The following is a 22,173-nucleotide window of genomic DNA, read 5'->3' on the forward strand; positions in this document are numbered from 1 at the left end:
ACCCCTGCTAGCGTCTGCCCGGCAGAGGAAAAGAGGCTCACGTGATTCTTGACAAATTCAGGCTGGACGACCAGGTCGCCGTGGTGACCGGAGCGGGCCGCGGTTTGGGCGCGGCGATGGCCGTGGCATTCGCGGAAGTCGGTGCGGACGTGGTGATTGCCGCCCGAACGCAGTCACAACTCGAGGAGGTCGCCGAGCAGGTCCAAGCGGCCGGTCGCAAGGCGCATATCGTCGTCGCCGACCTCGCGCACCCCGACGACACCGCCAAGCTGGCCGGTGAAGCTGTCGAGGCGTTCGGGAAACTAGACATCGTCGTGAACAACGTCGGCGGCACCATGCCCAACACGTTGCTGACGACGTCGGTCAAGGACATGAAAGACGCCTTCACCTTCAACGTGCTCACCGCTCACGCGCTGACGATCGCCGCGGTTCCGCTCATGCTGGAGCACTCCGGCGGCGGCAGCATCATCAACATCACCTCGACCATGGGCCGGTTGGCGGGCCGCGGTTTCGCCGCATACGCCACGGCCAAGGGCGCGCTTGCGCACTACACCCGGCAGGCCGCGCTGGATCTGTGCCCGAAGATCCGGGTCAACGCGATCGCGCCGGGATCGATCCTCACCTCCGCACTCGACATCGTCGCGTCCAACGACGAACTGCGCGAGCCGATGGAAAAGGCAACGCCCATGCGGAGACTCGGCGATCCGGCTGATATCGCTGCGGCCGCGGTGTATCTCTCATCGCCAGCGGGCAGCTTCCTGACCGGCAAGATGCTCGAGATCGACGGCGGGCTCACCATCCCGAACCTCGACCTGCCCATCCCGGATCTGTGAGGAGCTAGCCATGGCCATCAAAGTCGCGCAGATCGGCACGGGCAACGTCGGCCGGCACGCGCTCGCCCAACTCATCACCGATCCGCGCTTCGAGCTCACCGGCGTGTGGGTGTCCAGCGATGCCAAAGCGGGCAAGGACGCCGCTGAGCTTGCGGGACTTGACAATTCGACCGGCATAAAAGCGACCACCGATCTCGACGCAGTGCTGGCGACCAACCCGCAGTGTGCCGTTTACACCGCGATGGCCGACAACCGCCTGCCGGACGCACTCGAGGATTACCGCAAGATCCTCGCCGCCGGCATCAACGTCGTCGGCAGCGCCGCAGTCTTCCTGCAGTATCCGTGGCAGACGCTGCCCGACGAGCTCATCACGCCGATCGAAGACGCCGCAAAGGCAGGCAACGCAAGCATTTTCATCAACGGCATCGACCCGGGCTTCGCCAACGACCTGGTTCCGCTCGCGCTGGCGGGCACGTGTCAGAGCGTCGAACAGATCCGTTGCATGGAGATCATCAACTACGACACCTACGACAGTGCCACCGTCATGTTCGACGTGATGGGCTTCGGCAGGCCGCTCGACGAGCTGCCGATGCTGTTGCAGCCCGGCGTGCTGAGTCTGGCGTGGGGCTCGGTCGTCCGTCAACTGGCCGCGGGCCTCGGCATCGAACTCGACGAGGTCAAGGAAACCTACGTCCGCGAACCCGCACCAGAGGATTTCGATATCGCCTCCGGCCACATTCCTGAAGGCAGCGCCGCCGCACTGCGCTTCGAAGTGCAGGGCATCAAGGACGGCAAGGTCGCCGTCGTGCTCGAACACGTCACCCGGTTGCGCGACGATCTACGGCCTGACTGGCCGCAGCCCGCGCAGGAGGGCGGTTCTTACCGCATCGAAATCACCGGCGAACCGTCCTACGCGTTGGACCTCTGCCTGAGCAGCCGCAAGGGCGATCACAACCACGCAGGCTTGGTCGCGACCGCCGCGCGCGTGGTCAACGCGATTCCCGCCGTGATCGATGCCGAGCCGGGCATCACGACCACGTTGGACTTGCCCCTGATTACCGGAAAAGCGCTGTACGCTGGCAGCTAACTCGGGGGTTAATTGAAAAGAAGGACTTGCCTATGCGGAGGACCAGGCGCTACTTCACCCCGTTGATTGTCGCGGCAGGCGCCGCAGCGGCCCTCATCTCCGCGCCCACCGCACCGGCCGATCCCGGCGATTCATCCACCCTGCCGTCGTGTACCAGCGTCGGCGGCGTGACCGATATGGGCGCCGGGACGACCGAATGCGCCACACCCGGCAACGTTCAGCTGGACGCGACCCCGCCCGAACCCGATTACCCGTATCCGTGGGATGACGAGTTCTGGGGTCCAGCGTTGATTATCGGTGGCGGCGGCGGAGGCCGTCGCTAGCCAAGGTTTTTCCGCGGCCCATTAAGGAGGCCAACCATGCGGACCAAGATTTGCTCCCTCGCAACGCTTTTGGCGATAGCAGGTGCCAGCGCGGCGATAGCGCTGGCTCCAGTCGCGTCGGCGACACCGCAATGCACCACCACCGCGCCGAACACCACGCAGTGCCAGACCAACGGCAGCACACAGATCGTCACCTCGCCACAGCAAAACAACTGGAACGGCGGCTGGCCGTGGTGGGGTGGCGGGGGAATCGTGATCGGCTTCGGCGGTTGGGGCTGGTAAGGCCGACCCGCCGCTAGCCCTCTGCGAGGGTTTCGGCTAACCTAACTTTTCTATTCGCATTCCCGGATAGAGAGTGGGCTAGTTGATCCAGGACACCGCGCCGCGGCTACGGCCCAGCTGGCTGTTGCTTGGGCCTGCGTTCGTCGCCGCCATCGCTTACGTCGACCCCGGCAATGTCGCGGCCAACGTCAGCGCAGGCGCGCAGTACGGCTTCCTACTCGTCTGGGTCATCATCGTCGCCAACGTGATGGCCGGGCTGGTGCAGTACCTGTCGGCCAAGGTGGGCCTCGTCACCGGCCGCAGCCTGCCCGAGGCCGTCGCGGACCACACCCGCACCCCGACCCGCATCGTGTACTGGCTGCAGGCCGAATTGGTCGCCATGGCAACGGATCTCGCCGAGGTCGTCGGCGGCGCGATCGCCTTGCACCTCCTATTCGATCTGCCGCTTCTGGTGGGCGGTGTCATCACCGGGTTCGTGTCATTGCTGCTGTTGACCATCCAGAACCGGCGCGGCCAACGCATGTTCGAGCGGGTGATCAGCGGACTGCTGCTGATCATCGCGATCGGATTCCTCACGAGCCTGTTCGTCGAGCCGCCCGCCGCAGCAGATGTGGCGGCGGGCCTGCTACCGCGGTTCCATGGCGCCGAGAGCGTGCTGCTGGCCACCGCGATGCTGGGTGCCACGGTCATGCCGCATGCGGTGTACCTGCACTCCGGTCTGGCCCGCGACCGACACGGCCACCCCGAGGCCGGCAGGCGGCGCCGCATGTTGCTGAGGGTGACGCGGCTGGACGTCGGGCTGGCGATGCTCGTCGCCGGAGCCGTGAACCTGTCGATGCTGCTGGTGGCCGCCACGAACCTGCAGGGCCGCGACAACACCGACTCGATCGAGGGCGCGCATGCCGCGGTTCGCGACACGCTCGGCCCGACGGTCGCGCTGTTCTTCGCGATCGGCCTGCTGGCCTCCGGCCTGGCGTCGACGTCGGTGGGCGCCTACGCGGGCGCGATGATCATGCAGGGCCTGCTGCGGCGGTCATACCCGCTGCTGCTGCGGCGGCTGGTCACCCTCATCCCGGCGCTGGTGATTCTGGCGATCGGCATCGACCCGAGCCGCGCGCTGGTGCTGTCGCAAGTCGTGCTGTCGTTCGGCATCCCCTTCGCCCTGATTCCGTTGGTGCGGCTGACCAGCAACCGCGACCTGATGGGCGACGACACGAATCACCGCGCGACGACCGCACTCGGCTGGACTGTCGCCGGAGTGATCAGCCTGCTGAACGTGGTGCTGATCTATCTCATGGTGCGGGGATAGCCCTGCCCTGCACCGATATTCGGGTGTACGTCGCCGTCGATCGAATCAGTACGCGGTTCTCTACGTCAAACACCGAGCACTCGGCGCTCAGAAGCGTGCGACCGTTGTGCACCATGGTGGCCTCGGCCCGAAGCGGACCGCCTCGCGGTTGCCGGTAGTAGCGGACATGCATGTCGGTTGTCACGGTGAACTCCGAGGAAAGGTGATAACAGCCGACCAGGCAGCAGGCGCACGCGGTACCCGCGAAGCATCAACAGCACGACGAAGCCCGGCTTCTGCTCGACGACCGTCATCCCCATCTGCCTGTGACCGGGGCGACTTGTGCAATGCGAATCATCAAACATGGCGAACCCCCCAAGGGGTTGGTGCACGACCGCTGGCCCCGGAGTTCGGGGTTGCCGCAAAGGCGCAGGTCGGGCATCTGGGAGAATGGACGTGATGCGGGCGAATCACAGCTACTTCGCGTACGGGTCAAACCTGTGCGTGCAGCAGATGGCACGACGATGCCCAGGGGCGGTCAATCCCCGCCCGGCGCTGCTGGCCGACCATGACTGGCTGATCAACCAGCGCGGTGTCGCCACCGTCGAACCGTTCGACGGATCCGAGGTCCACGGCGTCGTGTGGCAGGTGACCGACCATGACCTGGCTACCCTGGACAGCGCCGAGGGTGTTCCTGTGCGATACCGCCGCGACCGGTTGGTCGTGCACACCGACGATGGCCCCGCGGAGGCATGGGTGTACATCGACCACCGGGTCGATCCCGGCCCGCCCCGACCGGGCTACCTGGAGCGCATCCTGGACGGCGCCGAGCACCACGACCTGCCCTTCCGCTGGATCGAATTCCTGCGACGCTGGGATCCCGCGAATTGGCCTATGCGCATCAACAAGTCGAATTCGGCTGCGCCGCGCTCACTTTCGGAACTGCTCGCCGAAACCGGCGTCATCGAGGACAGCACGCTGCGGTCGCGCTTCGGGTTCATGGCCATTCATGGCGGCGGCCTTGAGCAGATGACCGACGTCATCGCCGAACGGGCCGCCGACGCTGCAGGCGCGTCGGTGTACTTGCTTCGCCATCCCGACCACTACCCGCACCATCTGTCGTCGGCCCGCTACGACGCCGAGCAATCCGCGCGGCTGGCCGAATTCCTCGACCATGTCGAGGTCGTGGTTTCTCTGCACGGATACGGCCGCATCGGCCGCAGCACCCACCTGCTGGCCGGCGGAGGGAATCGCGAGCTGGCGCAGCACCTCGCACGCCACGTCGACGTGCCGGGCTACCAGGTGATCACGGATCTCGATGCGATCCCGCGCGAACTGCGCGGCATGCATCCCGACAACCCGGTCAACCGGGTCCGCGGCGGCGGCACTCAGCTCGAGCTCACCCCGCGGGTGCGCGGGATCAGCCCCCGAAGCGGGCTGCCCGGCGACGACGGCCTGACCCCCGCGACATCCAAGCTGGTGCAGGGCCTCGTCGCGACCGCCCGGTCGTGGCCACTAACGTCGGCGTAGTGCGCATCCCGACTCTCGGTGCCGTTCTCCTTCTCGTCCGTCACACTGACTGCCGCATGCGCCCAGCCGACACCGAGCCTGGGCATCGACCTGGACTGCGGCGTCAAGGTATGGGGTCATGGCGGCGACATCGAGGGCTTTCACAGCCTGATGGCGAAAGCCTTTGCCGGACCGGCAGTTTCGATCACCTTTACCGAGTCCGCCAAGGAGACGGAGCCGTCGGCCAACGACCCGAGGGCCGCGGTGCTGAACGCGGTGTACTGCCCGTAGTAAACTCGGCTACTCCTCCATCGCCAACACCGGCGTCGGCCGCTGGAATCCACGCGTCACCACCAACAGCCACACGAACCCGGCGGCGAACCAGCCCAATCCCAACAGCAGTGCCAAACCAGACAGGCTAGTCCACAACCAGGCGGTCAGGAGGAAGCCGATAAACGGCAGCACGAAGTTGTTGAAGAGTCCACCGCCGCCACGGTCGCCCGCATCGAAGTAATAGTGCTTGATGACGGTCAGGTTGACCGCCGAAAAAGCCACTAGCGCACCGAAACTGACGATGGAGGCCAGTATGTCCAGAGGAGCCCAGATCGCGGCCAGCGAGATCACCGAGACGACCAGGATCGCATAGGTTGGCGTGGTGAACCGCGCCGGGATGTGCCCGAACACCCGCCGCGACAGGATGCCGTCGCGGCCCATCGCGTACAGAATGCGAGCGACCGACGCCTGGGATGTGATCGCCGAACCGAGTGCGCCAGCGACGTAGGCGGCGGTGAAGAACGTCGACAAGAATTGTCCACCAGCAGTTTTCATCACGTCGAGAGAGCCCGAGTCGACATCGGCGAATTGGTTGGATGGGAAGACCAATTGCGACACATACGAGAGCACGACGAACAACACACCGGCCGTGACCGTGGCGATCATGATCGCCCGCGGCACACTTCGGGTCGGGTCATTGGCCTCTTCCGACAGCGTCGACACCGCGTCGAAGCCGAGGAATGACAGGCACAGGATCGCCGCCCCTGCCAGCACCGGGGACAACCCTGTCGCGCTGCCGTCACCAGCAAGCGGAGCCATCAAATCGACTGTGCCGCTATGTGACAAGGTCACAAAGGACAGGACGAGGAACACCACGATGAACACCGCCTGCATCACGATGATCAGCAGATTGGCGCGCGCCACCGAGACTATTCCGACGATGTTGAGCACCGTCACGATGACGATCGTGACGAGGACGAACACCCATGCAGGCACCGCGGGGATCGCGGCATTGAGGTAGATACCGATGACGAGGTAATTCAGCATCGGCAGAAGTAGGTAATCGAGCAATAGCGACCAACCGGCCAGGAAGCCGACCGGTGCGCCGAAGGTTCGCTGCGTATACGCGTACGTCGACCCCGCAACTGGATACACCGCGGCCATCCGCGCATACGACCGAGCGGTGAAGAGCATGGCCGCCAACGTCACCAGGTATGACACGGCCAACCGACCGCCGCTGGTCTGCACCACGATCCCGTACGTCGTGAACACCGTCAGCGGCACGATGTAGACAAGCCCGAACAGGACTAGCGATGGCACACCGAGAACTCGCTGAAGGTGGCCTTCGCCCGGACCCGGCTTCGGCGGGGTGGCAGCGGGGATATCCGACGGCGCTGTCATGGCAATCCCTTTCAAACGGTGGCCGAGTAAGCCGGCCGTCCTGACAGATACGTGGCGCGAATGTCGATATCGGCAAGCTCGTCCGGTGGCGTCGTACGCGGATCGAAAGCCAACCACACCAGGTCGGCGCTCGCACCGGGGGCAATTGTGCCCCAATGCCCTTCGGCAAAGGCCTGTTTCGCAACACCCGCGGTGTAGGCGGTCAAGGCGTGCTCGACCGTGATGAGCTCCTGCGGTGTCCAGCCGCCGCGGGACACCGCGATCGCGATGCCGTCCAACGGCGCGCCCGAGGACACCGGCCAGTCCGAGCCGAACGCCAGTGGCGCGCCCGACTCGACGAGACTGCGCATGCGGTACTGCTTCTCGCTGCGATCGGGACCGAGTCGAGGGATGGTCAGCTCGACCATCAACGGATCCAGTTGCGCCCACAGCGGTTGCATGTTGGGTATCACGCCCAGCGCTGCGAACCGGTCCAGGTCGGCGTTATCAACCAACTGCGCGTGGGCGATCACGGGCCGCCTGTCGCGCGGACCGTTGGTGTTGATCACATGCTCAATCGCGTCCAGGGCCTGGCGCGCGGCCGCGTCCCCGATGGCGTGGATGTGGATCTGGAACCCGAGCTCGTCGACGGCGCGTGCGGCATCGGCGAGGTTGTCCCACACCTGCATGCCCCTGTTGCTTCCGCCGTGGTCGTGCAGGCCGCCGCAATACGGCGCCAGCAGCGCGCCCGTTTCGTTCTCGATCACGCCGTCGGCGAAGAACTTGACGGTGTTCGCGGTCAGCAGCGGTGACGCCGCCGCTTGCACCCGGCGACGGGCGTCGACGAACTGCTCGAGTTGCGAGTCGAAGTACCGCGGATCGGCGTAGAGGCCGAGGTTGAACCGAATGTCGAGCGCGTCTTGCTGCGCCGCGGCCAGATAGGTGTCGACGTCGGCGGGCTCGACCCAGGCGTCCTGCACCCATGTCACCCCGGCGGCCAGGTAGTACTGCGCGGCCGTGCGCAACGCCCCGACGCGGACGTCGGCGGCCCGTTCCGGCAGCACCTTGAAGACCAGGTCGACGGCGCCCCACTCTCGCAAAGTGCCGAGCGGCGCGCCGTCCTCGCGGCGCGGAATCTCGCCGAGCTCCGGATCCGGGGTATCGGCGGTGATGCCCGCCCGCTGCAGCGCGACGCTGTTGCACCACACCGTGTGGTAATCCCACGCCCGCAGCACGACCGGCCGGTCGGCCACGGCGGCGTCGAGCCAACGCGCGTCGAACAGGCCGCCAGGCGCCATGCTGCTTTCGTAGGAGGCGCCGACAATCCATTCGTCATCGGGATACTCGGCCGCGAATCGCTTCACCTCGGTGACGATCTCGTCGACCGACTTGCACTGGCGCACCTGCGGCCCGATCGCCTCGAGACCACCGGGCAATGGGTGGGCATGTCCGTCGCCGAAGGACGGCATCAAGAAGCCGCCGTCGAGGTCGATCTCATCGGCTTTGTGGGCCTGGGCACGCGCGGTTTCGCCGAGCGCCTGCACGGTTCCGTCGACCACCAACAAGGCGTCGGTTATCGTCCCGTTGACGCCGGTCCAGATCGTTCCGCCATGGAAGAACGTCGAAGACACTCGGGGAACGTACCGCACCAATCCGCACGCCGTGCGGTTCCGAATACCTGGCGTGGAACGCACCTCGACCCCTGCGCTGTACCGAATCAGGATCACGCATTCGCGCCGGGCGCGGGTGCCGCTAGCGAGGGCCATGAACGGGCACAACGAAAGCTTGTGTACCTCAACCCTTTTCGTGGCGCATGCACCGAGATCGCAATTATCGTGACGTTATTGACACCCGTAGCTAGGCTACCGCTCGTGACCGCCGAACTCGACGGGCTGTTGCGCGGGGTGGCCCACCGGGACGTCGATGCGTTTGCCGCGTTCTACGACCGCACCCGAGCCAGGGTGTTCGGTCTGGTCACCCGCGTGCTGCGCGACCCCGGCTACAGCGAAGAGACCACGCAGGACATCTACCTGCAGGTGTGGCGGACCGCCGACAAATATGATCCGGCCGCGGGCTCACCGCTGTCGTGGCTGATGACGCTCGCGCACCGACGTGCGGTCGATCGAGTGCGCTCGGAGCAGGCGGCCAGCCAACGCGAGTCCCGCTACGGTGCCGCCAACGTCGAACCGCCCGCAGATCAGGTGGCCGAATCGGTGATCCTGAGCGACGAGCGGCAGCAGGTGGCCGACTGTCTGAACTCGCTGACGGACGCTCAGCGCGAGTGTATTCGGCTCGCCTACTACGACGGTCTGACGTATGCCCAAGTGTCGGAACGGTTGTCGGCAAATCTTGCGACGATCAAGTCGCGGATGCGCGACGGGATCCGCGGCCTGCGCAGGTGTCTGGGGATGACATGACCGAGCCGAATGATCCCGATCTGATCGCCTTCGCGACGCCGTACGCATTGCACGCGGTGCCCGAAACAGAGCTGGCCGAGATCGAGCGACGCGTCGCGGCGGCTCCCCCGGACGTCGCGCGGGCGTTCGCCGACGAGGTCCGCGCCGTGCGGGAGACGATGGCCGTGATGTCTGCGGCCACCGCCGTCGAGCCGCCCGACCAGCTGCGGGCGAGCCTGCTGGCCGAAGTGACCGACGATCCGGTGCGCACCCTGAATCGGCGGATCAACCGATGGCAGGCGATTGGACTGGCCGCGGCCGCGGCAGTGATCATCGGCCTTGGCGCGTTGGGGCTGGGGATCGCACTGCAGCCGACACCGAAGCCATCGACCGCCGAGCAGGTGTTCGCCGCGCCCGATGTGCGGACGGTGTCGGGCCAGATTCCCAGCGGCGGAACGGCGACAGTCGTGTTCTCCCGCGAGAAGAACGCCGGTGTGCTCGTGATGAACAACGTCGCACCGCCCGCGGTGGGCACGGTCTATCAGATGTGGCTGATCGACGACAAAGGGCCGAAGTCGGCAGGGACGATGGATGCAAAGAATGTTGCGCCGTCGACCACCGCAGTGCTGTCCGACCTCGGCGACTCGCGGACGCTGGCGTTCACCGTCGAACCGCCGGGGGGTTCCACGCAGCCAACCAGCGCACCGTTCGCCAAGCTGTCGTTGGTCTAAGACAGCGTCGCGGCCGCCAACTCGGTGATGACATCCTTCACGTCATGCCTGCGGTTCCATGCACGGCGTTGCCGCATCGCGCCGTTACCGTCGTGATCAAGACGGGCCAGCTCAAACATCACCGTCTGGTAGTCGCCAACGTCTTCGAGCGCGGGCCTGACATGATCAACCATGCGCTGCAACAACTTTCGCGCAGGAACCGGTGCGTGGCTGTCAAGCAGGTCGATGGCCTCACCGACGAGACCGTCACGCGCCGACTTCCAGTAGGCCGCTTTGAGGGCGTGCGGCGCCAGCGGCGGGCTCGGCTCACCGCGGCGGTCATCCTCGAGTGCGGTCATCACGCTGGCCCGAATCAGCATGGCCAGTAGCACAGTTTCGCCGACCGTCACGGGCACGTCGGCGACGCGCACCTCGACAGTCGGGAACTTGGCTGACGGGCGGACATCCCAATAAACCATCCCATCGTCGAGCACTGCTCCAGCACGACGCAGCATCCGCACCATTCCGTCGTACTCGTCGACGGAGTCGAAATGCGGTGGCGGACCGGCACTTGGCCACCGCGCCCACACAATGCTGCGCCAGCTCGCGTAGCCGGTGTCGGCGCCGCGATACACCGCCGAGTTGGCGGTCAGCGCGAGAAACAGCGGCAGCCATGGCCGGAGCCGATTGCTCACCCGGATAGCGACTTCGCGGCTCGGCACCGCGACATGAACGTGCGCCCCGCAGATGCCTTCCTCGGCGATCCTGCCGAACTTGTCGGCGATTTGGCGATAACGCGGGTTGTCGGTGATCGGGAATTCGTGCGGTCGCGTCGGGGGCAGCGCGGCCGCAAGCAACTGTGCGCCGCTGGCTTGGGCGGCTTCGGCGGCGATGCGCCGCAGCCGGGTCAGCTCCGCCAGCAGATCGCCGCTGCCACTGACGACCTCGCTGGTGGTCTCGATCTGACAGCTCGTGAGCTCGAGCTGCAACTTGACGCCATGCTCGGCGGCATGACCGGCGACGGCCTTGTTCACGGCGACGGGTTCACCGGTCGCCGGGTCGACGAGAAGAAACTCTTCCTCGACGCCAAAGGTGGGGTGGCTGGCCATGATGACGATATTGATCCGGCCCGTCGGAGATCTCTCACGACGGGCCGGATCTGGCGGTAAGTCCTTCTGCTCTCGGACCTCGGGATTCGAAGTCGGCGGATCATGTTTGCCCACTCGTGGTGGCCGCCAAACATCTGCGCCCACTGCCTAGGATCGTGTAATGGTCAAGGACTTTCGGTTCGGTGTGGGTCTGACGGCTGCACGTAGTCGAGGCACGCTGGAGGACACCGCACGCCGCGCCGAGGACATGGGCTACGACGCCCTGCATATGGCCGATCACCTCTATACAACCGCCCCCTTTCCGATGTTGACCGCGGTCGCGATGGCGACCGAGCGGTTGCATATCGGCACCTTCGTGCTCAACGCGGGCTTCTACCGGCCCGCACTGCTCGCCCGCGACGTCACATCGCTTCGTGACCTTTCCGGTGGCCGCTTCGAGCTCGGCCTCGGCACGGGATACAACGAGGTCGAGTTCGAGCAGGCCGAGCTGCCTTACCCGAGTGCGGGTAAGCGCGTCGACTGGCTACGTCACGTGACCAAGCACATGAACGAGAACGTCCCTGATGTGCCAATTCTCATCGCCGGCGACGGCGACAGGGTCCTCACCCTCGCTGCACAGCGCGCCCACATCATCGGTCTGCAGGGTGGCGCACCAGCCGCGGCGGACCACGATCCGCTTGCCAACCGCGTCGCCTTCGTGCGCGACAGGGCGGGCGATCGCTTCGACGAACTCGAACTCAACATTTCCGTCACGGCAATGCCGACCGACGATTCCGGGATGCCGGACCTGACGATCCCCCGACGCTTCCTGCCCGATCTGTCCGACGAGGAGTTGTTACGGGCACCCTCCGTGCTGTCCGGCTCGATCAAGGACATGGCGGACACCATCCGCGGCTACCGCGACACCTACGGCGTCACCTACATCACCGTCCAGCAGCCGCACGCGGAAGTGTTCGCAAAGGTGATCGCGGAGCTGCGCTGAATCGCAAGTTTGATCTTGTTCTGACGGGGAAATCGCAGTCCGTCATGGACGGCGATGCCAGGATGCTCGACCGCGCGGAAGGCGTGTTGATCGCGCTGCGGCGCTGCACGATCGAGGCCGCCTTCGGGGAGATCGTCGCCGCGTCGAAGCGTCATCGGATCCCGACGTTGCGCATCGCCTCGGCGCTCGTCGCACTGGTTCAGGGCGCGCCGCCGGACGACGACGCCACGGCCGCCGCACGATACGAGTGGGGCACGCTGCTCGAATCCCTACCGGTAAGCTCCGAGCGGGTCACGCCCTCGTAGCTCAGGGGATAGAGCACGGCTCTCCTAAAGCCGGTGTCGCAGGTTCGAATCCTGCCGGGGGCACCCTCTACCAGCGGAAATACAGGTACGCGCCGCCCGCGACACGCCCGCAGCTGACACTTTCCTGTTACTTTCACACTCCACTCTCCTGACCAGCGAACTTGTCGAGTGCCGCCCGCACGTCAGGGCCGGTTGTCTGGCGCTGCAGATAGTGCCGTTCGGTCGTCGACAGCTCGGAGTGTGAAAGTTGCTGTTGCGCCGCCGCCGACCCGTGCGCGTCCCGGACGACGGTGCCCACGGTGCGCCTGAACGAATGCGGCGTGCACCAGGACAGCTCGGTGGGTAAAGCCTCACGTAAGCAGCGCCGCAAGTTCGCGAGGCTCACCCATCCCCCATCGCGAGTGGCGAACACCGGTCCGTCCACCCCGGACTGGCCGACCAGCTCGGTCAGAGCCTCCACTCCGAACCGCGGGAGCACAACCGTATGCGCGGGTGCGCCGTGCTTGCGTGCCGGCGCCGAACGCTGTGACCGAGATACCTGCCGCGACCCACGAAGAAACAGCCCCCCAGTCCGTCATCGTGATGACGCTAGACGCAGACGAAAGGTACAGCCGTACGTTCGGTCGATTTGAAATCGGAACGTCCAGCGCGTCCGGCGGGGTGTGTCAGATTGATACACCTCCCAAGTTGACTCGGCCCGCCACCAGGAGAGGGCGCACCTCATCAGGTCTCAGGTCTGTTCGGTGTACACGCTGTCAACGGTCAGTCCGGATATCCGCATCTCTAAAAGGCCCTGGACGTGTCGTCGTGCGGCGGCTTCGGTGTAGTGCGTCTTAGTCAGGTGATCGGCTTTACCGTTGCGCACTTCGGTCCAGTCCACCCGCCATTCGTGACCAACCGCACTCAGTGTCACCCGCGCGACGCGCCTGACCGACATCTGGAGAACGTAGCGGTGGGCACCGACACGATCCGCCACCACAGCCTTAGCTATACGCCAACACGGCTAGCAGACATGGAATCGGCCCGCCAGCGAGGTCAGGGGTGGCGGGCCGATACGTCTAGTTAGACGGTGAAGCGTCTGGTTTGGTTCACCCCGTTTCGTACATGCGCTCCACTGCGCTTGCCGACTCGAATTCGGGTCCGGCGAACGCGCTCATCACCAAGCCGAGCGACAATGCCAACACCGCGACCAGGGATTCATGCGAACGCACCTGTTCCATCTGTACCGCGACAGGCATAGCCTGGAGGGCAGCAATGAAATTAGGGCGGGTTGCGTCCGTATTTTTGTCGCTAGATGGCCGTTGGTGCAACTGTGGTGTTAAGCAGCCAGCATCAGACTGGCCGCCGTCGAATTAGCTGTGTGCGCAAACGCAGCGATCTTGAGGGGTATCTATTTACTCCTGGGCCAATTAATTCGGACCCCTCCCGGTCTAGCGCTCACCGCTCAGAGGGCGCTTGGGGACCCCCGCCAGGCACGTATCCCCCCACGGCGCCTGGCGGGGGCGGGTACGGCGGTCGGCGGGCCAGGCTCGCTGCTGAACGCTCAGGGTCACCCCGTCGATCGCCTAACGCCGAACCAAGACGTGACCAACCTCAAAACGACGCCGATGAACCCGTTCCCGCAGAAGGGACGGCTAAACCAGATACCCAGTATTAGATGCCTAGTATCTGAACCTGCGGATTACCAGCTTGTCGTCATCGACGCGGCCGCACCAGCTTCAGCACCGGTGCTTGCCGTCCTCGGCAATCCCTACCCACGGGGATAGCGGTTGCTAACGTGGATCGGTTCGCTGCTGCCGCTGTCTTCGCATGAGTCCTAACAACGACCAGCGCCATCGGCGCTTGCCACCCCGCATCCGGCACAGTAGGTGGCCCGCCACCTGCTCGGGGGATGATCCAGGGAGACGGGCCGATACTACGAGGACGTAGTATCCCCATCGTTTGGTTCACTTGAGCACCCTTGGAGATATCGGTGAGGCTGCCCTCCCGATGACCATCGGCCCGCCACCGTGGACATCTGGCGTCACTCATCGTTCTGATTCTCCATGACCATCTCTGCACGCTCGGTGAGCTGCTCTAGTTGCCGAAGCGCAGCGAACTTGTCGTCGGCCTCGGCCTCGGCCTGCTCGCGGGCGTCGGCGTAGCGCATCCCGGTCTCCTGCAGCTCGAACGTGCGCCGCCGCAGCCAGCCCGGACGGGGATCGAAGATGTGATCAGTCATGGACCCGCCTCATTAGTTTCAGAACCGGTGCCGGTTCTCGCTGCTGGGCGTAGACGCGTTCCCACGCGGGCCGCAGTACAGCCAATAGCGCGACAATTTCGCACGTGGTCAGAGCACGTTTCCCCCCGAGGGCCTCCATTAGGTACGTGACCTCATCCCACGCTGCGTCCCGCACAAGCGGGAGCAGATGGTCGACTTCCTGCCGGGTTGCGGCCATCGCTGAGACATTCGCGGCTGTCGCGGTGGGCGTCTGCTCGCGCGTTTCACCGCTGCGCATTCGTTGTACGTGCGGCCATGCCGCCTCGCGATTGTTGCGGGTGCGGCACCGTTGATTGGGCTCGGCCGCGCAGGTCGGGCACTTGTAGGACTCTGAGGGGTGCGGGATGCGCGTATTCTCAGACATTGTCGAATCCCCTTGCTAGGTTCGGCCGTTCCCCGGGGCTGTTGCTGCAGCCGCCGGGGCCTTACTTGTTTGCGAAAATAGTCAGTGATCTTGCGGTTGTTCGCGCGTTTACTCGAATCTCGGGCGGGCGGTCCGCGCAAACGGGCCCAGTCTCCACTTTCCTGATACAAACGCCCGTAAATCGCCCCGGATTCACACGGACTAAGACGGACGCTGTTTGTCGTAATTTGTTGTGCCACAAGACTTCTGCGGACTGTGCCGGTCGCTGGCGTACGGGCGCCATATTTGCCGGTGTCGCAGGTTCGAATCCTGCCGGGGGCACTCACGTTCTTGCAGGTCAGCGAGGTTTCCGGGCGACTGCCCTAGTCCCCTTCTGACCGGGTCGCATGTGTTCACACTGCCTGCGGTATTCGCAACGCGGCGATAACCGCGTTCTCAGCGTTTGCTCAGCAACCCGGCTCTAAGGTCGGGCGTTGTGACTGAAGCAACGAGATCCGAGGCAGTCAAGACCCAGCGCCTACTGCTGAGCAAGGTGCCCGAGGTCACGGTGTGGTTTTGGGTCATCAAGATCCTGTGCACGACGGTAGGTGAGAGTTTCGCCGACTGGATCAACGTGACGTTGGGTGTCGGTTTGAACGCGACCGCCATCATTTTCACTGTCTTGCTTGTCGCGGTGCTGGGATGGCAGTTGCGCCTGGACCGCTACGTACCGTTCGTCTACTGGCTGACGGTCGTAGTGATCAGCGTGACCGGCACGCTCTACACCGACATTCTCACGGATAATCTGGGCGTTCCGTTGGCAGTGAGCACGAGCGTCTTCGCGGCGGCCCTGGCCATAGTCTTCGGTGTGTGGTTCGCGCGCGAGCGGACGCTGTCGATTCACAGCATCGTCACTTTGCCCAGAGAGTTGTTCTACTGGCTCGCGGTTCTGGTCACCTTCGCTCTTGGTACAGCGGCTGGTGACTGGATACTGGAACTTACCGGCTGGGCACCTGGCATTTCGGTGCTGCTGCCGGCTGGACTGATTGTCGCGATCGTGATCGGTTGGCGGCTGGGCGCGAACTCGGTGCTGTCCTTCTGGCTCGCTTACATTTTGACTCGCCCGCTGGGTGCCAATCTCGGCGACTGGTTCGCGACCCCGTCAGCCGAACGTGGCCTCGGCTTGGGTACCGCGCTGACCAGCGTGATCTTCCTGACCGCGATCCTCGCTACGGTCGTGTACCTCACACGCACCCGCAGTGACGTCATCGAAGAGTACGACGCGACCCACACCCCGATCGTCACCACCAATCCGGTTCGCGAGCGGATCATGCTCGGGTACTACGCCGTAATCGCCGTCGCTACCGGAGCCCTGCTTGTGTGGGCGGCCGGGCAGCCGCACGCAACCGCGGCCAGTGAGGAGGAAACCCCTACCGCACCCGCCACCACGACACTGACCCCAGGCCAGGCGACCGCGAAGTTCCCGCCGGCAGAGATAGCGAAGTTCCGCACCATCGCTGCGGACACGCTCGCGAAGGTGCAGGTCGGCGACCAAACGGACGCGACGGCCCGGATCAAGGACCTCGAAACGGCGTGGGACGACGACGAAGCGACCCTGCGGCCTGTGGATGAAACCACCTGGACCGTCCTCGACGGGCGAATCGATAGTGTCCTGAAGGCGTTGCGGGCCAGCAATCCAGACCGCGAGACGGAGAAGCAGACTCTCACCGCGCTATTGACCGCGCTGCAGTGAGGCGTCCGGCGCGAGTGGCTAAACCACTGGGAACCGGGTTCATTGACGACATCCAGATTCACTGGGCCCGTCCAGTGTTGACTTGCCGCACAATGTAAATCGCTGAAATTGGTCGACGGTGCCTGGCCGGCCTGAGCGGTCGTCTTATCAGGCTGCCCCCAGTGTTAGTTCATGTTCCAGGGTTCGCCGTAGGTGGTGACGCTGTCGCCGGCCTTGGAGATCAGCCGGGCGAACGGACGCAGCAGCACACCACCGGCCGCACCGGTCACCGTGCCGTGCGCGTTGGACACCGCCACCTTGCCGTGCGGACCCGACACATCCACCGAGAACGTCGCCACCTCCTGAATACCCGGGCCGTTACCCAGGTCAGCGCTGATCGACACCCCCGGGAACAGGTTCGGCGTGATCACCTGAAATGTCTGCGGAACCCCGCGGCCGCCGCCGGTGAACGCTGTCGGACCGATATTCGTGTCGTCGAGCAGGATGTTCGGCGTGGTGTAGGAGAAGTTGATACCCACACCCAACGACCACGGGAAACCGATCTGGTAACCCAACTCCAGCGTGCCTGCAAACGCATCGGCGCCCGGGCCGGCCACGTTGTACACCGCGCTACCGGAGTGGAACCACTCACGGGTCAGCCGGTTGCGGTCCAGGGGGAACACACCATTGAGGAAGGTGTCCCACTGCTGGATCGTCAGCGTCCGATCCTGGCCATCAACCAGGCTCAGCTCGTTGTCCAGACCTGCGTGAGAGGTGCCCGTGCTCACGAACAAAGCGGCCAACGCCGCCACCATCGCGACCAGCACCCGACTGAATGCCTTCATATAGTTGCCCACCCTTCTGCCTGGCTCTGTTACGCCAGCTCGTTGTCCCCGGCCCTTTGCTGCTCGAAACGATGCCCGCGCGGCTGAAATCCGCGGCGCAGCATCTGATGCGTCGTTGTTTCAACAAGGCTGGGAGTGTGGCAGATGAGCGCTGAGAAAACTCCCAGAGCATTCGGCTGCGTAACCGCATTCGATGTGTTATTCCGCGAGAGGCCCGCGATAAGTAGGAGCGCGATACGCCTTGCTGCCCACCTGCCCTCAGCGTTTTCTCAGTGCCGCTCTGTCATGGTGGCGGTGTCGGCTCAAAGTGACGACCGGCCGGCGCACAGAGATGCTCATCCGAGTCCATCGCTGCTCATCGTTGACACCGCAGAGCCGGGGAGTTCTCCCACCCGGGCGGGTGCGCTGGCTCCCGGCACATGCAGGCGTGGAGATGTCGCCTAGACAACAGGGGAGCTCGGTGCAGTGAAGGTGTTGTTGGTCGAAGACGAGGCCCATGTCGCTGCCAGTCTGAAGGTGGGCCTGCGCGCTGAAGGGTTCGTCGTGGTGCACGCCGACACCGGCACCGAGGGGTTATGGCAGGCCACTGAGCGCCACTTCGATGTCATCATCTTGGACATCATGCTGCCCGGTCCAAGCGGCTATGAGATTCTGCGGCGGATCCGGGAGCGCCAGATCTGGACGCCGGTGCTGATGTTGACCGCCAAGGAGGGCGAATACGACCAGGCTGACGCGTTCGATCTCGGCGCCGACGACTATCTGGTCAAGCCGTTTTCGTTTGTGGTGCTCGTCGCCCGGTTACGGGCGTTGGTGCGCCGCGGCGCACCGCAACGGCCGGCCGTCATGACCGTCGGCGACCTGGTGCTTGATCCGGCGCGGCACTTGGTTGCTCGCGGCGGTGTGCCCATCGATCTGAGTCCGCGCGAGTTCGGTCTGCTGGAATACCTGATGCGCAACACCGACGCCGTGTGCACCAAAACCCAAATCCTGCAAAGCGTTTGGGATGAGCACTTCAGCGGCGCCGACAACGTCGTCGAGGTTTACATCGGTTATCTGCGGCGCAAGATCGATGTGCCGTTCGGCACCAATACCATCGAGACGGTGCGCGGGGTGGGCTACCGCTTGGAGTCAGGCAACTTGGTTAGCGGCAGCTGAACTGTCACCACCGTGCCCCCGCCGGGGCGGTCATCGATGGTGACAGTGCCGCCGTGCGCGGTTGTGATCTCAGCGACAATGGCCAGCCCGAGGCCCGTACCGCCGCTGCTACGGGCCCGGTCCCTGTCCAGACGGACGAACCGGTCGAAGACCCTCGTGCGGTCGCACTCGGGGATACCCGGGCCGTCGTCGGCGACCGTCACAATCGCATTCTCACCACGAATACGTACCGTCAGCTCGACGCGGGAACGGGCATGCCGCGCAGCGTTTTCCAGCAGATTGCGCACCAGTCGCGACAATCCTGCGCTGTCCCCACCTAGCTCGGTCGGCTCGGCACTGATATCGATGTCGCGGTGTCCGATGCGACGCTGGCGCGCAACTTCGCCAGTGGCAATGTCATCCAGGCGCACCGGCTCACGGTGCACCGCCAGTCTGCCCTCGTCAGCGCGGGCGAGCAGCAGCAGATCCTCCACGAGCACCCGCATCCGCTCGGCTTCAGGGACCAGGGTGCTCGTTGTCAGCTTGAGGTCAAATACTTCTGGGTGGGCGACGGCGACATCGAGGGCTGAGATGATCGCCGTCAGCGGGCTGCGCAGCTCATGGGAGGCATCCCCGACGAATTGGCGCTGCGCCGCGTGGCCGCTTTCGATACGGGCCAACATATCGTTCATCGTGGTAGCCAGCGCGGAGATCTCGTCGCGTCCCGGCGGCACCGGCACTCGCTCGGTCAAATCAGAGGTGCTGATGTCGGCAACCCGGCCGCGGATGGCGTCAACCGATCGCAACGAGCGGCGCATCAACCGATAGGTCGAGATCGCCGCGACCGCGACGACGACAGGACATGCTCCCGCCAGCAACACAAGTGCGCTGCGCACCGTTGACTCCGCAGCCTCGGTGTCACCGGCGACCAACACGGTGTACCGGCCAAACTTGGTATCCACGATCCGCCCGCTGACGCGCTGATCATTGTCGGGCGGTTCATCATCGGTGAGACCCACGCGCATCGTGGACCCGACCTTGCTCGGGGCCACCAACGGAAAAGCCGGCGCACCGCCGGAACGCGTGACGACGTTTCCGTGGTCGTCGAGTACCTGCACTGCGACGATCCGCTGATCGGTGTCCAACAGCGCGGCGTCCAAATCCGCGGCCGAATCAACACCCAGTCCAGCCACAACGTCACCGACACGACGCGAAGCAGCATCATCCACGCCCGAGAGCAGCGCCTGATACAACGCGGCCGTCAACGCGGCGCCGGCCAGTGCCAGCGCGATGAACACCACCGCACCCGCGATGAACGCAGAGCGGGCCGCAATGCTCCATCGCAGCGGACTCAACCATGAGAAACTCCGGCGCCCCGAAGAGGTCTGGGACGTCGTTGATCGCGCCGTCGCAATGGGACGAGGGCTCGTCTCAACCCCGCTGGCATTGCGGCTACCGGTATGCGTTGACATCCCCTTGCGGTGCGAAAAAATCGAAGCGTGCCCGGATGGCGCGACGACGTTGAGCTTAGCCCGCATTGTTGCATGTCCGAACGCTGCTCCGACGGTACGAACGTCGGTTCGGACCTCCACACCTTGTCCCATTTTTGGGGCGGCCCGCATCGTTCATGCCGCCCCGAAAGTACGATCTCGCCGGCTGCTGCATGAACCGGCGAGACCTGAGTCGGCGGGATGGCCGACCACCTCGCGAAACCTATCTTCGACGCTACGCTTCGCCTTGATCGGTTGATACCCCGGCGCGGAACAGCAACTCGGCAACTTGAGAATGGGCACGGCCGCCGACGCGCCACCGGGCAATTAAGAGAACGAGATTTCTGGCAAATCACGATGCTCGGCGCGGCCGCCTGTTGGGCTCGGTATTGGCTGTGAGCCGGCTGACCGCCAACTTCGGGTTCTCGCAGAACTCTCCGCGCTTCGAATAAGCCGTCGGCTCCAAAACGTTCGGCGTTGGTGTGAAGATCATTCGAAAGCGGCTGACGATTGCCGCACTGGCCGCGTCGATGATTTGGGCGGCAGTCAGTGTCGCGGGGACCGTCGGGGTCGCTTCGGCCTTCTCTCGTCCCGGCCTTCCGGTCGAGTATCTGATGGTGCCGTCGCCGTCCATGGGGCGCGACATCAAGGTGCAGTTCCAAGGTGGCGGCAAGCACGCGGTCTACTTGCTTGACGGCCTACGTGCACAAGACGATTACAACGGCTGGGATATCAACACCCCTGCGTTCGAGTGGTTCGACCAGTCCGGGCTGTCGGTCGTGATGCCGGTGGGCGGAGAGTCCAGCTTCTATTCGGACTGGTATCAGCCGGCGGTCGGCAACGGCGGATCATGGACGTACAAGTGGGAGACGTTCCTGACGCAGGAACTGCCGGCGTGGCTGTCGGCAAACAAGGGCGTCAGCTCCAATGGCAATGCCGCAGTTGGCCTTTCGATGTCCGGATCAGCGGCATTGATCATGGCGGCGTATCACCCCCAGAACTTCAGCTACGCGGCATCGCTGTCGGGCTTCCTCAACCTGTCCAACGGAATCTGGCCGACGCTGGTCGGTTTCGCGATGAACGACGCGGGAGGCTTCAGCGCGGGCGCCATGTGGGGCCCGTCCAACGACCCCGCGTGGGCCCGCAACGACCCGACGGTTCAGGTCGGCAAGCTCGTCGCGAACCACACTCGCATTTGGATTTACGCCGGAAACGGAACACCGTCCGATCTCGGCGGTGCCAATGTGCCCGCGGAGTTCCTCGAGAACATGCTGCGCCGGAGCAACGTCGACTTCATGAACGACTATCTGGCGGCGGCCGGCAACAACGGAACCTTCAACTTTCCCGACAATGGCACGCACGACTGGCCGTATTGGGGTGCCCAGCTGCAAGCAATGAAGCCAGACCTTCAGCGCGTACTCGGCGCGGCCGCCACCTAGCCCATCGCCGCCGGATCTGCACTGACGTAGCAGCGCAGGGTGTTCGTCATGATCAGCACCTCGGAAACGGCGGACTGGTCGACGTCGGGAAACTCGAACAACCGCAACTCGCCGGGGCCGAGCATTGCGCGTTGCGCCACATCTGTTCCGGTATTCGTCCGCACCAAGACCGTGACGGGCGCGGTGTCATGGCTCAAATGCGTGACGAGAATGCCTTCGCCGAAGGGGTCCTTTCCCCATGCATCGGCAACGGGACACGACGGGTCGCCGTCAGCGTTGGGCGGTAGCGCGACGGCTGCGCGGACCGCGGAGGCAGCGGGCGTGGGCTCGACGGTGCGCATCGGCGGGGCCGGCTCCGCCTCGGGCCTCGCGCCGCATGCGACCGTCGCGGCGGCCGCACCGGCCACGATCACAAACACTCCGACGTGCACAGGGCCCCCTCGCATCCGTCCC

General features: G+C 64.8%; 25 protein-coding genes, 1 tRNA gene and 1 pseudogene. 15 read left to right on the forward strand and 12 right to left on the reverse strand.

From position 1 onward, the window contains the following. Positions 1-41: 41 nt before the first annotated feature. The 5 genes from MYCSM_RS25720 (at position 42) to MYCSM_RS25740 (ending at position 3,834) form a co-directional block, all read left to right on the forward strand. Positions 42-833 (forward strand): SDR family oxidoreductase, encoded by a 792-nt coding sequence (locus MYCSM_RS25720; RefSeq protein ID WP_015309103.1) that lies wholly within the window; start codon positions 42-44, stop codon positions 831-833. A 10-nt stretch (positions 834-843) separates the two neighbouring features. Continuing rightward, positions 844-1,920 carry an NAD(P)H-dependent amine dehydrogenase family protein gene (locus MYCSM_RS25725; RefSeq protein WP_015309104.1) on the forward strand — a complete coding sequence of 359 codons (1,077 nt, stop codon included), beginning with the start codon at positions 844-846 and terminating at the stop codon, positions 1,918-1,920. A 32-nt stretch (positions 1,921-1,952) separates the two neighbouring features. Next, positions 1,953-2,243, forward strand: coding sequence for a hypothetical protein (locus MYCSM_RS25730; protein WP_015309105.1), 291 nt, complete (start codon positions 1,953-1,955; stop codon positions 2,241-2,243). Positions 2,244-2,279: 36 nt separating this feature from the next. Continuing rightward, positions 2,280-2,525: a hypothetical protein gene (locus MYCSM_RS25735; RefSeq protein ID WP_015309106.1), complete on the forward strand. Its 246-nt coding sequence runs from the start codon at positions 2,280-2,282 to the stop codon at positions 2,523-2,525. A gap of 82 nt (positions 2,526-2,607) precedes the next feature. Continuing rightward, positions 2,608-3,834 carry an Nramp family divalent metal transporter gene (locus MYCSM_RS25740; RefSeq protein ID WP_015309107.1) on the forward strand — a complete coding sequence of 409 codons (1,227 nt, stop codon included), beginning with the start codon at positions 2,608-2,610 and terminating at the stop codon, positions 3,832-3,834. Here MYCSM_RS25740 and MYCSM_RS36250 read toward each other — a convergent pair. Then, positions 3,818-4,054: a PaaI family thioesterase gene (locus tag MYCSM_RS36250; protein ID WP_257720764.1), complete on the reverse strand. Its 237-nt coding sequence runs from the start codon at positions 4,052-4,054 to the stop codon at positions 3,818-3,820. The genes MYCSM_RS25740 and MYCSM_RS36250 overlap by 17 nt on opposite strands. A 218-nt stretch (positions 4,055-4,272) precedes the next feature. Here MYCSM_RS36250 and MYCSM_RS25745 point away from each other — a divergent pair, with 218 nt between their 5' ends. Continuing rightward, positions 4,273-5,343 (forward strand): poly-gamma-glutamate hydrolase family protein, encoded by a 1,071-nt coding sequence (locus MYCSM_RS25745; protein WP_015309108.1) that lies wholly within the window; start codon positions 4,273-4,275, stop codon positions 5,341-5,343. An 18-nt stretch (positions 5,344-5,361) separates the two neighbouring features. After that, complete coding sequence (locus MYCSM_RS25750; protein WP_041312683.1) at positions 5,362-5,613, forward strand: hypothetical protein; 252 nt, start codon at positions 5,362-5,364, stop codon at positions 5,611-5,613. A 9-nt stretch (positions 5,614-5,622) separates the two neighbouring features. On the opposite strand, the gene MYCSM_RS25755 is transcribed toward MYCSM_RS25750, so the two are convergent. Both MYCSM_RS25755 and MYCSM_RS25760 read right to left on the reverse strand, forming a co-directional pair. Beyond that, positions 5,623-6,996 carry an APC family permease gene (locus MYCSM_RS25755; RefSeq protein WP_015309109.1) on the reverse strand — a complete coding sequence of 458 codons (1,374 nt, stop codon included), beginning with the start codon at positions 6,994-6,996 and terminating at the stop codon, positions 5,623-5,625. Positions 6,997-7,007: 11 nt separating this feature from the next. Continuing rightward, positions 7,008-8,606 (reverse strand): amidohydrolase, encoded by a 1,599-nt coding sequence (locus MYCSM_RS25760; RefSeq protein WP_041314982.1) that lies wholly within the window; start codon positions 8,604-8,606, stop codon positions 7,008-7,010. A gap of 204 nt (positions 8,607-8,810) precedes the next feature. On the opposite strand from MYCSM_RS25760, the gene MYCSM_RS25765 reads away from it, so the two are divergent. Then, the gene (locus MYCSM_RS25765) at positions 8,811-9,392 is read left to right on the forward strand and encodes a sigma-70 family RNA polymerase sigma factor (protein ID WP_015309111.1); all 582 of its coding nucleotides are present in this window, start codon (positions 8,811-8,813) and stop codon (positions 9,390-9,392) included. Next, the gene (locus MYCSM_RS25770; RefSeq protein WP_015309112.1) at positions 9,389-10,102 is read left to right on the forward strand and encodes an anti-sigma factor; all 714 of its coding nucleotides are present in this window, start codon (positions 9,389-9,391) and stop codon (positions 10,100-10,102) included. Before MYCSM_RS25765 ends, MYCSM_RS25770 begins: the two co-directional genes overlap by 4 nt. On the opposite strand, the gene MYCSM_RS25775 is transcribed toward MYCSM_RS25770, so the two are convergent. Further along, positions 10,099-11,190 carry a glutamate--cysteine ligase 2 gene (locus tag MYCSM_RS25775; RefSeq protein WP_015309113.1) on the reverse strand — a complete coding sequence of 364 codons (1,092 nt, stop codon included), beginning with the start codon at positions 11,188-11,190 and terminating at the stop codon, positions 10,099-10,101. The two genes, MYCSM_RS25770 and MYCSM_RS25775, sit on opposite strands and share 4 nt — an antisense overlap. Positions 11,191-11,350: 160 nt before the next feature. Here MYCSM_RS25775 and MYCSM_RS25780 point away from each other — a divergent pair, with 160 nt between their 5' ends. The 3 genes from MYCSM_RS25780 to MYCSM_RS25785 all read left to right on the forward strand — a co-directional run bounded on the left by MYCSM_RS25780 (position 11,351) and on the right by MYCSM_RS25785 (position 12,540). Continuing rightward, a complete protein-coding gene (locus MYCSM_RS25780) occupies positions 11,351-12,172 on the forward strand; it encodes a TIGR03621 family F420-dependent LLM class oxidoreductase (RefSeq protein WP_015309114.1) in 822 nt (273 codons plus the stop codon). A gap of 44 nt (positions 12,173-12,216) precedes the next feature. Beyond that, positions 12,217-12,477, forward strand: a complete 261-nt coding sequence (locus MYCSM_RS35355; protein ID WP_051073945.1) for an ANTAR domain-containing protein — start codon at positions 12,217-12,219, stop codon at positions 12,475-12,477. Beyond that, a tRNA-Arg gene (locus MYCSM_RS25785) sits at positions 12,468-12,540 on the forward strand. Before MYCSM_RS35355 ends, MYCSM_RS25785 begins: the two co-directional genes overlap by 10 nt. Positions 12,541-12,610: 70 nt before the next feature. Here the strand turns inward: MYCSM_RS25785 and MYCSM_RS25790 are convergent. From MYCSM_RS25790 to MYCSM_RS39145, 5 genes and pseudogenes are all read right to left on the reverse strand, one after another. Further along, positions 12,611-12,985 (reverse strand): annotated as a pseudogene (locus MYCSM_RS25790) (site-specific integrase); the annotation flags it as partial. 222 nt (positions 12,986-13,207) lie between these two features. Continuing rightward, a complete protein-coding gene (locus tag MYCSM_RS25795) occupies positions 13,208-13,414 on the reverse strand; it encodes a hypothetical protein (protein WP_157681398.1) in 207 nt (68 codons plus the stop codon). Positions 13,415-13,565: 151 nt separating this feature from the next. Continuing rightward, on the reverse strand, positions 13,566-13,715 hold the full coding sequence (locus MYCSM_RS37365; protein WP_015309116.1) for a hypothetical protein: 150 nt from the start codon (positions 13,713-13,715) through the stop codon (positions 13,566-13,568). Positions 13,716-14,500: 785 nt separating this feature from the next. Then, the gene (locus tag MYCSM_RS25800) at positions 14,501-14,698 is read right to left on the reverse strand and encodes a hypothetical protein (protein WP_015309117.1); all 198 of its coding nucleotides are present in this window, start codon (positions 14,696-14,698) and stop codon (positions 14,501-14,503) included. Continuing rightward, positions 14,691-15,101, reverse strand: coding sequence for a zinc finger domain-containing protein (locus MYCSM_RS39145; RefSeq protein ID WP_015309118.1), 411 nt, complete (start codon positions 15,099-15,101; stop codon positions 14,691-14,693). Before MYCSM_RS39145 ends, MYCSM_RS25800 begins: the two co-directional genes overlap by 8 nt. 475 nt (positions 15,102-15,576) lie before the next feature. On the opposite strand from MYCSM_RS39145, the gene MYCSM_RS25810 reads away from it, so the two are divergent. Next, positions 15,577-16,833 carry a COG4705 family protein gene (locus MYCSM_RS25810; protein WP_015309119.1) on the forward strand — a complete coding sequence of 419 codons (1,257 nt, stop codon included), beginning with the start codon at positions 15,577-15,579 and terminating at the stop codon, positions 16,831-16,833. A 164-nt stretch (positions 16,834-16,997) separates the two neighbouring features. Here the strand turns inward: MYCSM_RS25810 and MYCSM_RS25815 are convergent, their stop codons facing one another. Further along, positions 16,998-17,657: an MspA family porin gene (locus MYCSM_RS25815; protein ID WP_015309120.1), complete on the reverse strand. Its 660-nt coding sequence runs from the start codon at positions 17,655-17,657 to the stop codon at positions 16,998-17,000. Between the two features lie 465 nt (positions 17,658-18,122). Here MYCSM_RS25815 and MYCSM_RS25820 point away from each other — a divergent pair, with 465 nt between their 5' ends. Further along, on the forward strand, positions 18,123-18,812 hold the full coding sequence (locus MYCSM_RS25820) for a response regulator transcription factor (protein WP_015309121.1): 690 nt from the start codon (positions 18,123-18,125) through the stop codon (positions 18,810-18,812). On the opposite strand, the gene MYCSM_RS25825 is transcribed toward MYCSM_RS25820, so the two are convergent. Next, complete coding sequence (locus MYCSM_RS25825; RefSeq protein ID WP_442928542.1) at positions 18,773-20,206, reverse strand: HAMP domain-containing sensor histidine kinase; 1,434 nt, start codon at positions 20,204-20,206, stop codon at positions 18,773-18,775. The two genes, MYCSM_RS25820 and MYCSM_RS25825, sit on opposite strands and share 40 nt — an antisense overlap. A 605-nt stretch (positions 20,207-20,811) precedes the next feature. Here MYCSM_RS25825 and MYCSM_RS25830 point away from each other — a divergent pair. Then, positions 20,812-21,720: an alpha/beta hydrolase gene (locus MYCSM_RS25830; RefSeq protein WP_083906431.1), complete on the forward strand. Its 909-nt coding sequence runs from the start codon at positions 20,812-20,814 to the stop codon at positions 21,718-21,720. Here the strand turns inward: MYCSM_RS25830 and MYCSM_RS25835 are convergent. Continuing rightward, positions 21,717-22,151: a hypothetical protein gene (locus tag MYCSM_RS25835; RefSeq protein WP_015309124.1), complete on the reverse strand. Its 435-nt coding sequence runs from the start codon at positions 22,149-22,151 to the stop codon at positions 21,717-21,719. The two genes, MYCSM_RS25830 and MYCSM_RS25835, sit on opposite strands and share 4 nt — an antisense overlap. Between the last annotated feature and the right edge of the window lie 22 nt (positions 22,152-22,173).

This window comes from Mycobacterium sp. JS623, assembly GCF_000328565.1.
GTDB lineage: Bacteria > Actinomycetota > Actinomycetes > Mycobacteriales > Mycobacteriaceae > Mycobacterium.